Below are 11,711 nucleotides of genomic sequence, written 5' to 3'. Positions count from 1 at the left end.
TCAGGCCTGGAGGGGGTCGTCGTCGCGGACGGGCTTCATGATTCGCACGTCGATCTGGTCCTCCGGGCGCACCGCGTTTGCCAGGGCGATCGTCCGGGCCAGGCGCGAGTACCGCAGTTCCTGCTCGCGGAACCGCACCCACGTCGACACGGTGACAAACGCGAAGCCCATGACCAGCGCGTACAACACCAGGTCGGTGCCGCGCTGCACGCCGAGGTAATTGGCCACCACGGTGAGATCGTCGGGGCGGAGCACGGCGTAGACCATGAACACCACGAACAGGACAAAGCCGATCTTCACACCGGCCTTGGCCCGCGCCTTGCGGCGGTTCGCGACGAAGAACAGCACCAGCCCGGCGCCGGCGAGCAGCAGGAGAACCTTGATCATCGGGGAAGCCTCCGTCCCACGAAACCGTCGGACAGGATGTTGATCCCGTTGAGCAGCGACTGCCCCTTCGACATGGAGTACTCGGTATAGAGGATGTCGACCGGCTCCTCGGCGACCCGCCAGCCGCGCGCATCCATGAGCTCCACGAACTCGCTCGCGTGGCTCATCCCGTTCATGCGCAGGTTCAGGTCCTCGGCCACGCGACGGTTGAACACGCGCAGGCCGTTGTGGGCGTCGGTGAGCCCGAGGCGGCGCGTGCGGGGGCTGAGCAGGACGACGGTCTTGAGGACGATGCGTTTGATCAGCGGCACCTGGTCGCCCTCGGCGCGCGGGCGACCGAAGCGTGTGCCCACGACGATGTCGACGGGCTCGGAGCGCAGGCGCCCGACCATCGTCAGGACGTCCTTGACCTGGTGCTGACCGTCCGCGTCGAAGGTGACGAAATACTGGGCGCCGGGCTGGGAACGCGCGTACTCCACGCCGGTCTGGATGGCCGCGCCCTGGCCGAGGTTGACGGGGTGACGCACGAGGTGCGCGCCGGCGCGGTGGATGGCCAGGGACGAGTCGTCCGTCGAGCCGTCGTCCACCGCGACGATGTTGGGGAACGTCTTACCGGCCTCACGCAGGACGTCCTCGATGACCGTGCCCTCGTTGAAGCAGGGCACGACGAGCCAGACGTCGCTGTTCCGGACGGGGGTGTCGCCGACCGTCTCACCGGGCCCCGTGGGCCGCACACTGTCTCCACTCATCGCGGGTCGATACTATGCGATCGGACGTACAACCCGGTGACGACAAGGACGGCGGTTCCCCGATGGCCATCGACGTGATGCTTCCCTACTACGGGGATGTCGACCACTTCAAGAAGGCAGTCGACAGCGTTCTCGCGCAGAGCTACGGCGATTTCCGGCTCGTGGTGGTGGATGACGGCTACCCGGACCCGGAGCCCGCCCGGTACATGGGTGAGATCACCGCCCGCGACAGCCGCGTGACGTACGAGAAGAACGAGACGAACCTCGGCGCGAACGGTAACTACCGCAAGTGCATCGGCATGGTCACGGCCCCGATCGTGGTGATCATGGGTGCCGACGACATCATGCTGCCCAACTACCTGCAGGTCGTCGCCGACGGCTTCGCGGCCGTGCCCGACGCCGCCGTGATGGAGGTGGGCGTCAGCGTCATCGACGAGAACGGCCAGGCCGTGCGCGGCCTCTCGGACAGCGTCAAGGCGATCACCACCCCCAAGACCGACGGTCGGACCGTGCTGCACGGCGAGAAGCTCATGACCTCGCTCATGCACGGCAACTGGACCTACTTCCCGTCGCTCGCGTGGAGCTCCGAGTGGGTCAAGCGGATCGGCTTCCGCGAGGGCCTGGACGTGGTGCAGGACCTGGCGCTGCTCGTCGACGTGATCACCGGCGGCGGCCACATGATCTACGACCCGACCCTGGCGTTCCTGTACCGCCGCCACTCGGCCTCGGACTCCTCCGTCCGCGCGCTGGACGGCCGTCGCTTCGACGAGGAGTCCCGCTTCTTCACCGGCGAGGCCGACGCGTTCGCGGCCCGCGGCTGGAAGAACGCCGAGCGTGCCGCGCGACTGCACGTGACCTCCCGCCTCAACGCGCTATCACTGCTGCCGACCGCGGCGAAGGCCGGCAAGCTCGCCGAGGGCGGGAAGAAGCTGCTGGGGCACACGTTCCGGAAGTTCTGACCTGTGGCCGAGGAAATGAGCAGCGATACCCGGTCTGCCTTGTGGTCGCTGGGCATGGTGTTCTACTTCGTAGAGGTCCTCGTGGTGGGCTTCGCGAGCTTTCTCTTCGGCGGCTTGTCGGTGATGGCGTCGGACGGCTGCTCTGCGGACAACGTAATGCGGATCTGTTCGCAGGAGTGGCAGTCGGTCATGACGTACACCGCGACCGGGGTGCTGGTTATGACCGTGATCGCCATGTCCGTGCTGATGGGCGTGGTCCGGGAACTCTGGACGCTCGGCCTGGCGATCGTGCTGACGATTCTCTTGCCGATAGTGGCGTTTGTTTTTACTCACGCGATCGTCACCGCCTGAGGGCGACGTCCACCGAGCCCTCCACGGTCGTGACACCGGCGCTGGGTCGGGCACACTCGACTCATGCTCCCCGACACCTGGATCCCGCACCGCCGCGAGGACGGCGAGTTGATCGGCTGGATCGACATTACCGTCGCCGAACCGCGGATCGTCCCGATCGACCGCCTGGGCCGCGCGCTGGGACCGGTCGACGATTGGTTCGAGGCCGAGGAGGCCCTCGAGATGATCGGCCTGCGTTTCCTCGCCGAGCGCTACGTGTACGGGGCCGACGGGGGAGCGGCCGGTCACCGAGGTGCTGGGGGAATTGATGACGACGACGAGCCCGCCCAGCCCGTCACCGTGCGGATCGCCCACGTCTACGATGACCGGATCGTGCTCACCACGGCGTTGACCGATGCGATCGAGGACGTGGGCGAGGAGATCGTGGTGCCGTTTCCGGCTCCGGCGGAACTCCGCGTCCTCGGCTGAGGGGCGCAGACAGGCTGAGGGGTGCGGACTGGTTCCGTTAGCGAGGCTCGCCGACGGCTCTACCGCCGCACCACCACGACCTGCGACTTGAGCAACCGGATCTCGAACAGCTCCGGGTCGGCGAACTGCGCTGGCCGGAACGCGATGTTCTCCCGCGAGTTGTTCTGGACGCGCGGCATCTCGTTGATCGTGGCGAGAAACGACCAGCGTCCGGCGTCGTCGCGGTCGAGAACCAGGACGTCGGGCGCGCGGAAGTCGCTGGCGTCCATGGCGGCGGCGAACTCGGTCGGCGAACCGGCCCGCGACCACTCGCGGAGCTCCTCGGTGCGGGCCTCGTAGCGTCCGGTCGGGGTGGCGTAGGCCTGCGAGGGCGCCTGGAACATGAAGTACGGCCGATACGCGGACAGTCTCGGATCCGAGCTCAGCAGGACCAGGTCCGACGGCTGGTGATGCGGGGTCATCTCCTCGATCGCGCCGAGGACGTCCTGCGGCATCCCGGTATTCGTCCGTGCCGCGGCGGCGAACTTCGTGTCCTCCTCCGAGACGTGCTGCACCATCTGCACGGCTGCGAGCCCGGCCACGACCACCGCCGCGGCCAGGACCTTGCCGCGGGACTTCGCCGGTGAGGTCGCCGCGGCCCAACGGGCGAGGGCGAGAGCGCCCACGACGCCGGCGAGCGCCAGGACGAGGGTGAGGGGCGGGATCATGCGGAACGGCAACAGCGAGCTGCCCGTGACGGCCCGCAGTCCGGAGAGGACGAACCACGCGAACACCGTCACCGTGCTCAGTCCGAACGCGCGGGCCAGCACCAACTGACGGTCGGGCGAGGGCAGGATTCCCGAGGTCGCGTGAGGGCCGGCGGGGAGCGAGGTCGTGTGAGGATCGGCGGGGAGCGGGGTGTCGTCGTCGTCGACCCGCGCCCGCACCGCCTCGGCCCCGCGCCCGGCGACCCTGCCGGCGCCTGACGGCCACACGGTCACCACCACCCACACCACGCCGATCAGGCAGAGCAGCCCCGCGGCGGACACCTCGAACATCGGCAGCGGCCAACTGGCCGAGGACTCCGGCGCGAAGTCGTTCGCCACGGACGGCTCGGTCTCGGCGCCGCCGAGCACGGCCACCAGGTACGGATGCCACGTGATGAGGGCGATCGCGGCGGAGATTCCGGCCATCCCCAGGAGCCGGCCGGCGAGCGCCCGGACGGTCTCGCGGTGGTGGCGCCACCGCCACGCGGCGATCACCACGACCAGCCCGACCAGCAGCGCCGCGAAGCCCGCGATGAGCGTGTAGCCGAGCGCCGCCCAGCCGAGGTACACGCCGATGGTCACCACGAGGGGCCACGTGGGCTCGCGGTAGGCGGACGGGCCGGGCGCACCGCGTCGCTCGGTGACGCCTCGGCACAGCAGGATCGTCGCCACCACGACCTGCGGAAGCAGACAGATGAGGATCCACGAGTACGGCTCGTAGGCGTTGGTGTGCCCGCCGATCACCGAGGTGACCAGGCCGAACAGGACCGCGAGCCGGGCGGGGACGAGCCAGCGCCAGGAGACGAACGCGATCGCGCCGGCGACGGCCATGGTGGCGATCGCGTACGGCTTGTAGAACTCCCAGCCGTCCACGCCGAGCAGCGCCGCGAGTCGCCCGCCGACCCAGAACCACTGCGGCGGGTAGAACGGTGCGGCGTCGGCGTAGAACGGGTCTGACAGGGCGGCTGAGTCCGCGAACCGGGTCAGGTAGGTCACCCGGTTGATCTGGTCGCCGCCGAGCCCGAACAGGTAGTGCGGCGTCCCGTTCAGCAGCAGGCCGAGGTGCGAGGCCGAGAGGAACGCGGGGCCGGCGGTGCCGAGCGCCCACAGGCCCCGGTCACCGGTGCCGCGCCGCAGGAGCAGCCAGCCGGCCAGCACCACGAACCCCGCGGCCAGGGTCGCCCCGAACGCCTCGGGCAGCCAGCTCGGTTCGACGAACGGCAGCAGGCTGATCACGCCGAGCGTGACCGCGCCCATCACCACGGCGACGAGCAGCCCGGCGAGCAGTTCGGCCGCCCGCCGCGCGAGGGAGCGGGGGTCCACCACGGGGCGCGGGGCCGTCACTGGTCGCGTTCCTCGAGTGGTGAGGACCGGGCGGTGACGACGACGAGGCCGGCGATGTGCACCAGGACGCCGATGCCCGGTCCTGCGAGCAGGGCGATCGCGGAGCGGACATCGAGCGGACCGGGAACGGCGACGAGCAGTGCCGCGGCGGCGACAACCGCGACCCACCAGCCGACGTTGTAGAGCAGGTGGCGGTCGAAGGCCAGGGCGGCGTTGCCGGTGACCATGAGCGCGGCCGTGCCGACGGACGCGGCGGTGAGCGCGGCCAGGACAGGACCGGACAGCTCGAACTCGGCGCCGAACAGCACCCGGATCAGCCACGGTCCCAGCAGCCAGGCGGCCCCGGCACCGACGACGCCGACCGCGGTCACGGCGGCGAGCGGCAGCGCCAACGCGCGCGGCCCCTGCCGGCGGCGCTCGACGAAGTAGACGATGATCGCGCTCTGGAAACTCGTGAGCGGCACGAGCAGGGGAGCGCGGGTGAGGGTGATCGCGAGGATCACGGCACCGACGAGCGGGGCCGGATCATCGGGCCGGGCCGTCGCGGTGACGAACAGCGGGAACCCGGTGACCAGTGCCGAGGTGCCGGCGGAGGCGAGCATCGCGGTGCCCGTGTTGCGCCAGAACTGGCCGCGTCCCACATCGAGAGCGGAGGCCAGGGCCGAGCGGGTGGCCGGGGACAGGGCCACGAGCAGAGCCCAGGTCACGGCTCCGGCGACGGTGGCCAGCGCGAACCCGAGTGCGGCGTCACCGATCCACCAGGCGATCCCCGCCACGACCAGACGCAGGGCGGCGTCGACGGTGACCAGGACGGCGTAGAGGCCCCACTTCTCCGTGCCGGACAGGGCGCCGGCGGTCGCGGCCTGGAGGCTGAAGCCGAGGATGCCGAACGCCATGATCGCCACGCCCAGGCCCGAGAACGTCGGCAGGCCGACGGAAGTCCAGGCGGGGGCGCTCACCACGACGGCGGCCGCCAGGGCCACGCCCAGCACGAGGCCGGACGGCAGAAGCCTCACGCGGGGACCGGGCGGCGGGACGGCGGCCCGCGGTCTGGTGGTGGCGGCGTTGTCGTCGTCCTGCGCGGCGAGCTGACGCGCCGACCGCACCGCGCGGGTGGCCTCCTGCATGAGACCGTTGGCCACGCCGCCGAGCGCGAAGAACGCGCCCCAGTACGTGGCGAACAGAGGATAGTCGGCCGGGCCGAGCGCGCGGCCGGCGATGAGCATGACCAGGTACCCCGACGCCGCGGCGAACAGGGTGGCCATGGTCAGCGCTCGCAGACCGCCCGCGGCCGGCCGAGCGGAATCCGGGCCGGGCGCGGTGTCGGTCCCGGGCTCAGCGGGATCCGGGCTGGCCATCGGGCATGCCGAGGGTGGGCGGCAGCGGCTCGGAGAACAGCCACGCGTTCCACAGCGGCCGCAGGTCGACCGGGGAATGATCGGCGGCCATGTGCAGGAAGTCGTCGGTGGTGACGTTCTTGCCCGAGTACCTGGCCACCCAGGCGCGCAGGAGCTCGAAGAACTTCTCGTCGCCGATCGTCAGGCGCAGCGCGTGCAGGGTCAGGGCGCCGCGCTTGTAGACGCGGTCGTCGAACATGTCCCCCGGCCCCGGATCGGCCAGCAGGATGTCCTGCGGCGAGTTCTGCAGCTTGGAGTAGTAGCGAAGGGCGTGGCTGCCCGCGTCCGCCCCGCCGGAGAACTCCGTCCACAGCCACTCCGCGTAGCAGGCGAAGCCCTCGTGCAGCCAGATGTGCTTCCACTCCGCGGCGGTCACGGCGTTGCCGAACCACTGGTGGGCAAGCTCGTGGGCGATCAGTCGTTCGTCGGCGCCGTTCGCCTCACACGTGTTGCGGCCGAACGTCGACATGCCCATGGCCTCGAGCGGGATCTCCAGCTCGTCGTCGGTGATCACGACCTTGTACTGGTCGAACGGGTACGGGCCGAAGAGATCGCTGAACACGTCGATCATCTGGAGCTGCTTGTCGAACGCCTCGCGGAACCCGCGCTTGAGGTCGGCGGGCAGATAGGCCCGGAACGGGACCTTGCCGCCACTGACCTCGAGGTGCTCATACTGCCCGAGGTTCACCGTCACGAGGTACGTGGAGGTGGGGTAGGGCAGGTCGAATTCCCACGTGGTCATGCTGCCGCTGCGCTTCTTGGCGACGAGCGTGCCGGTGACCACGGCCCGGTAGGGCGAGTCGGTGGTGAGCTTGATGCGGAACGGGGCCTTGGAGGAGGGGTGGTCGTCGCAGGGGAACCAGCTGGCGGCACCGTTGGGCTGATTGGCCACCAGGACGCCGTCGGTGAGCTCCTCCCAGCCGACCTCGCCCCACGAGCCGCGGATGGGTCGCGGGTTGCCGGAGTAGCGGATCGTGATGGTGAACGTCGATCCCACGGCCAGGGGCTCGGAGGGCGTCACCGCGAGCTTGCCGCGGGGACGCGACCAGCGCACGCTCCGACCGCCGCCCATGGTCACCTTGGACACGGTGAGGTGCTGCGACAGGTCCAGGTGCAGGGTCTTGAGCGACTCGGTGACGGTGCCGCTGATGACGGCCTGGCCCCGGAGGTTGTTGGAACTCATCTTGTAGGTGAGATCCAGTTCGTACCGCGAGACCCGGTACCCGTGGTTGCCCGCGGTGGGCAGATATGGGTCGACGGGGTCGGTGCGCGACGGGTTGAGGGGAGCCGCGACTTTGGCGACGAGGTCTCGTTTCACTGCCCTGAGTTCCATGACCTGCGCGAGTCTAGTTGACCCGCGACACCGCCTTTCGTGTTGCGTCAGCCCCGCTCCCGGGGATCATCAGCCCCGCCACGGCGCGATCGGGTTGCCCTGCCAGCGCGTGCCGGCCGGGATCCGGTCGCCGCGCATGACGAGCGAGGCCGGACCGACGGTGGCGCCCTCGCCGATCGAGGACGCGGGCAGGGTCACACAGTGCGCCCCGAGTGTGGCGCCGGCCTCCAGGTCCACGCGGTCGATCTGCATGATCCGGTCGTGGAAGAGGTGGGTCTGGACCACGCAGCCGCGGTTGACGGTCGCGCCGTCGCCGAGCGCGATGAGGTCGGCCTCCGGCAGCCAGTACGACTCACACCACACGCCGCGACCCAGGCGCGAGCCGAGGAGCCGGAGCATGGCGTTCATGACGGGCGTGCCCGTGGCCGGCCGGGCCATCCACGGCGCGGCCAGCAGTTCGACAAACGAGTCCGCGACCTCGTTGCGCCACACGAACGAGGACCACAGGGGTTGCTCGCCTGCGCGGATCCGGCCCACGAAGATCCACTTGGCGAGCACCGCCAGCACCAGGGCGACCAGCCCGGCGTAGGCCAGCACGACACCGGAGGTCAGCGCGGCCACCGCGAAGCCCCAGCGGTCGTGGACGGTCTGCATGAGCACGAGCACGCTGACCAGCAGCAGGAACGACAGCCAGACGGGCATGAGTCGGAGGGTCTCCCAGGCGCCACGCGCCGCCTTGAGCCGCTTCGGTGGCTCGTACGTGCGGGCGCCGTCCGTATCGGTGACGGCCCGCGGGAGCTTCTGCGGCGGGGAGCCCAGCCACGAGGTGCCCTTCTTGGCCTTCTGCGGAGCCGAGGAGAGCACCGCGACGAGCCCGCGTGCGGGGACCTTCCGGCCCGCCGACGCGATCCCCGAGTTGCCGAGGAACGCGCGCTTGCCGATCTGTGCGTGCTCGAGCCGCATCCAGCCCGACCCCAGTTCGTAGGGGGCGACCATGGTGTCGTCGGCGAGGAACGCCCCGTCGCGGACCGTGGTGAGGGACGGGATGAGCAGAACCGTCGACGCCTCGACGTCCTTGCCGATCTTCGCACCCAGCATCCGCAGCCACACGGGCGTGAGCATCGAGGCGTACAGCGGGTACAGCCAGTTCCGGGCGGCGTCCATGATCCGCTCGCTGCACCAGGCCTGCCACGCAATCCTCGAGTGCACCGGGTGGAACCCCGGGGCCAGGCGGAACGACAGGACCCGGATCGCCACGAGGGTGAACAGGGCGAACAGGGCAAAGGCGAGCAGAGCTCCGGGGATCGACCACAGTGCGGTCCGCAGGGCCAGCTCGGCCGGTCCGTCCGCGTCGCGGGCTCCCCACACGACCAGGACCAGCCCGGCGGCGATCGCCACGACCGGCATCCCGCCGAGTACCAGCGCCGACACCTGGTAGATCGAGCTCCACACGCGGCTGTGCGGGGCGGGCTCGGCAGGCCAGCTCGACCCCCTCTTGCCCCGCTTGAAGGCGGGCGACCCGGCGTACCGCTTGCGGGCCTTGACGGTGCCCACCACGGCGGAGCCGATCTCCACGTGGGCGCCCTCCCCGATGGTCGACCCCGGCAGCAGGGTCGACCGGGCGCCGATCACGGCGTTCGCGCCGATCTCGATGGCACCGACGTGGACCACGTCGCCGTCGACCCAGTGGCCGGCCAGGTCGACCTCGGGCTCGATCGAGACGCCGTCACCCACCGTGAGCAGGCCGGTCACCGGCGGGAGGGTGTGCATGTCCACGCCCCGACCGATCTTCGCGCCCAGGAGCTTGGCGAAGGTCGACAGCCAGCCGGCGCCGGTGAGGGAGGCCGTGCCCGAGGACTCGACGAGACGCTCGGCGGCCCAGATCCGCAGGTGAACCGACCCGGCCCGCGGGTACACCCCGGGAGTCACGCCGGCCAGAAGCAGACGACAGATCCCGGCGGTGACGAGCATGCGGCCGACGGGCAGCAGGAGCAGGACCGCCATGAGCGCGAGCACCCACCACGACACCGGCCTGGCCCACGTCACGCCCAGTTCGGCACCGATGTTGTTCGCGATACCAAGCCACGTGAGCCACTGCAGGCCGGTGATGGTGAGCAACGGGATCGTGGAGAGCACCTGGACGATCTGCGCGCCGCGGCCGACGGGTCGCACCTCCCGGATCTCCACCTCGGCCTCGGGCTCGAGCTCGTCGAGGAAGGACGCGAAATCGCCCAGCCGGGACCTGTCGTAGATGTCGTTGACCGTGACGGCCGGGAACCGCTCGCGGACCCGCGCCACCACGTGCGCCGCGGCCAGCGAGCCGCCGCCGAGGGCGAAGAAGTCCTCGTCCACGCCGGACACGTCGGCACCGAGGGCGCCCGACCACAGCTCGGCGACCCACGCCTCGGTGCCGTCGAGCTCGGACTCCGACGCCGAGGTCTGCGTCAGCGGCCACGGCAACGCCGCGCGGTCCACCTTGCCGGACGTGCGGGTGGGGAGCTCGTCCACCAGCGCCAGCCGCGGGACCACGCCCGACGGCAGGGTCTCGCGCAGCAGGCCCGCCGTGTAGGGGAGGTCGAAGGTGTCCGGGTCCTCCGCCACGAGATACGCCACCAGGACGGACTGTCCGGCATCGGTCTTCTTGATCGCGGCCGCGCCCGCGCTCACCCCCGGGAGAGCGGAGACCGCGGTGTCGACCTCGCCGAGCTCGAGGCGTCGGCCACCGATCTTGACCTGGTCGTCGACACGCCCGTTGAAGTAGAGACCGTCCTCCTCGAGTCGCACCACATCGCCCGAGCGGTACGCGCGCTCCCAGCCCAGGGTGGCCATCGGCGCGTACTTCTCGGCGTCCTTTACGGGATCGAGATAGCGGGCCAGACCCACGCCACCGATCACCAGCTCGCCCGACTCGCCGAGGCCGACCGGCTGCCCCTCGGCGTCCACCACCGCGAGATCCCACCCGTCCAGTGGCAGACCGATCGACACCTCGCCGACCCCGTCCATCGGGGCCGCACAGGAGACGACCGTCGCCTCGGTGGGGCCGTAGGTGTTCCACACCTCGCGCCCACCACCGGCCAGACGTGCCGCGAGCTCCGGCGGGCACGCCTCGCCACCGAGGATCACCATCCGGACACCCGCGAGCATCGAGTCCGACCACATCTGCGCCAGCGTCGGCACCGTCGAGATGACCGTGATGTCACGCTCCCGCAGCCACGGCCCCAGATCGAGACCGGACTTGACGATCGACCGCGGCGCCGGGACCAGGCACGCCCCGTGCGCCCACGCCAGCCACATCTCCTCGCACGAGGCGTCGAACGCCACCGACAGCCCCGCCAGCACCCGGTCCCCGGGCCCCAGCGGCTCGGACTGGAGGAAGATCCGGGACTCGGCATCGACGAACGCCGCCGCACTGCGATGCGAGACCGCCACACCCTTCGGCAGGCCCGTGGTGCCGGAGGTGAAGATGATCCAGCAGTCGTCGGTGCCGACCGGGCCTCGTCGTCGTCCCTCGTCCACCACCCGCCCCGGGGCGGTGACCCGCAGGCCCTCCGCGGTGAAGACCGCCGCCACCTCCGCCTGGCCGAACACCAGCTCCGCCCGCTCGGCCGGATCATCCACGTCGACCGGCACGTACGCCGCGCCGGCGGCGAGCGTCGACAGGATCGACAGATACAACTCCACCGTGCCCGACGGCATGTGGATCCCCACCCGGTACCCGGCGCCCACGCCCTGGTCGTGCATCCACCGCGCCGACGTGTGGATCTCCCGCCACACCTCGGAATAGGACATGACCCGCGTGCCGTCGTCGAGGCACGGCGCATCGGGATGACGCTCGGCGGCACTGCCGAGGACATCGATCAACGTCCGCGGGTCAGGGGCGTCTGAACTGCGGAGATACTGCGCGGGGATGGTGTGCACCGGCGCATGGTATCCCGCCGAGGTGAACATCCAGAGCTGACGCGGGAAAGCCGGGGGTT

9 protein-coding genes are annotated in these 11,711 nt (G+C 70.5%); 3 read left to right on the top strand and 6 right to left on the bottom strand.

Translation table 11 applies throughout. The features are described 5' to 3' along the window. Both OPF83_RS09675 and OPF83_RS09670 read right to left on the bottom strand, forming a co-directional pair. Entirely contained in the window at positions 1-387 is a 387-nt protein-coding gene (locus OPF83_RS09675; protein WP_264887232.1) for a DUF2304 domain-containing protein, read from the bottom strand. Then, positions 384-1,136, bottom strand: a complete 753-nt coding sequence (locus OPF83_RS09670; RefSeq protein ID WP_264887230.1) for a glycosyltransferase family 2 protein — start codon at positions 1,134-1,136, stop codon at positions 384-386. Before OPF83_RS09670 ends, OPF83_RS09675 begins: the two co-directional genes overlap by 4 nt. A gap of 62 nt (positions 1,137-1,198) precedes the next feature. Between OPF83_RS09670 and OPF83_RS09665 the strand changes: the two genes are divergently transcribed. From OPF83_RS09665 to OPF83_RS09655, 3 genes are all read left to right on the top strand, one after another. Further along, positions 1,199-2,095 (top strand): glycosyltransferase family 2 protein, encoded by an 897-nt coding sequence (locus OPF83_RS09665; protein WP_264887228.1) that lies wholly within the window; start codon positions 1,199-1,201, stop codon positions 2,093-2,095. A gap of 15 nt (positions 2,096-2,110) precedes the next feature. Next, positions 2,111-2,446 carry a hypothetical protein gene (locus OPF83_RS09660; RefSeq protein WP_264887226.1) on the top strand — a complete coding sequence of 112 codons (336 nt, stop codon included), beginning with the start codon at positions 2,111-2,113 and terminating at the stop codon, positions 2,444-2,446. A 63-nt stretch (positions 2,447-2,509) separates the two neighbouring features. Next, on the top strand, positions 2,510-2,914 hold the full coding sequence (locus OPF83_RS09655) for a hypothetical protein (RefSeq protein ID WP_264887224.1): 405 nt from the start codon (positions 2,510-2,512) through the stop codon (positions 2,912-2,914). 59 nt (positions 2,915-2,973) lie between these two features. Here OPF83_RS09655 and OPF83_RS09650 read toward each other — a convergent pair whose 3' ends face one another. The 4 genes from OPF83_RS09650 to OPF83_RS09635 all read right to left on the bottom strand — a co-directional run bounded on the left by OPF83_RS09650 (position 2,974) and on the right by OPF83_RS09635 (position 11,682). Then, on the bottom strand, positions 2,974-5,004 hold the full coding sequence (locus OPF83_RS09650) for a galactan 5-O-arabinofuranosyltransferase (protein WP_264887222.1): 2,031 nt from the start codon (positions 5,002-5,004) through the stop codon (positions 2,974-2,976). Continuing rightward, positions 5,001-6,362, bottom strand: a complete 1,362-nt coding sequence (locus OPF83_RS09645) for a polysaccharide biosynthesis protein (protein WP_264887220.1) — start codon at positions 6,360-6,362, stop codon at positions 5,001-5,003. Before OPF83_RS09645 ends, OPF83_RS09650 begins: the two co-directional genes overlap by 4 nt. Further along, positions 6,340-7,734: a M1 family metallopeptidase gene (locus OPF83_RS09640; protein ID WP_264887218.1), complete on the bottom strand. Its 1,395-nt coding sequence runs from the start codon at positions 7,732-7,734 to the stop codon at positions 6,340-6,342. The genes OPF83_RS09645 and OPF83_RS09640 overlap by 23 nt, the downstream gene beginning before the upstream one ends. Positions 7,735-7,803: 69 nt before the next feature. Continuing rightward, a complete protein-coding gene (locus tag OPF83_RS09635; protein ID WP_264887325.1) occupies positions 7,804-11,682 on the bottom strand; it encodes a Pls/PosA family non-ribosomal peptide synthetase in 3,879 nt (1,292 codons plus the stop codon). Positions 11,683-11,711: the final 29 nt, after the last annotated feature.

The organism is Dietzia sp. NCCP-2495, from assembly GCF_026011735.1.
In the GTDB taxonomy this organism is placed as follows: Bacteria; Actinomycetota; Actinomycetes; order Mycobacteriales; family Mycobacteriaceae; genus Dietzia.
This window is presented reverse-complemented; position numbering and strand designations above follow the sequence as displayed.

Coding starts and splice junctions, on each gene's coding strand:
- OPF83_RS09675 (WP_264887232.1), bottom strand. CDS start 387: ATGATCAAGGTTCTCCTGCTGCTCGCCGGCGCCGGGCTGGTGCTGTTC.
- OPF83_RS09670 (WP_264887230.1), bottom strand. CDS start 1,136: ATGAGTGGAGACAGTGTGCGGCCCACGGGGCCCGGTGAGACGGTCGGC.
- OPF83_RS09665 (WP_264887228.1), top strand. CDS start 1,199: ATGGCCATCGACGTGATGCTTCCCTACTACGGGGATGTCGACCACTTC.
- OPF83_RS09660 (WP_264887226.1), top strand. CDS start 2,111: ATGAGCAGCGATACCCGGTCTGCCTTGTGGTCGCTGGGCATGGTGTTC.
- OPF83_RS09655 (WP_264887224.1), top strand. CDS start 2,510: ATGCTCCCCGACACCTGGATCCCGCACCGCCGCGAGGACGGCGAGTTG.
- OPF83_RS09645 (WP_264887220.1), bottom strand. CDS start 6,362: ATGGCCAGCCCGGATCCCGCTGAGCCCGGGACCGACACCGCGCCCGGC.
- OPF83_RS09640 (WP_264887218.1), bottom strand. CDS start 7,734: ATGGAACTCAGGGCAGTGAAACGAGACCTCGTCGCCAAAGTCGCGGCT.
- OPF83_RS09635 (WP_264887325.1), bottom strand. CDS start 11,682: ATGTTCACCTCGGCGGGATACCATGCGCCGGTGCACACCATCCCCGCG.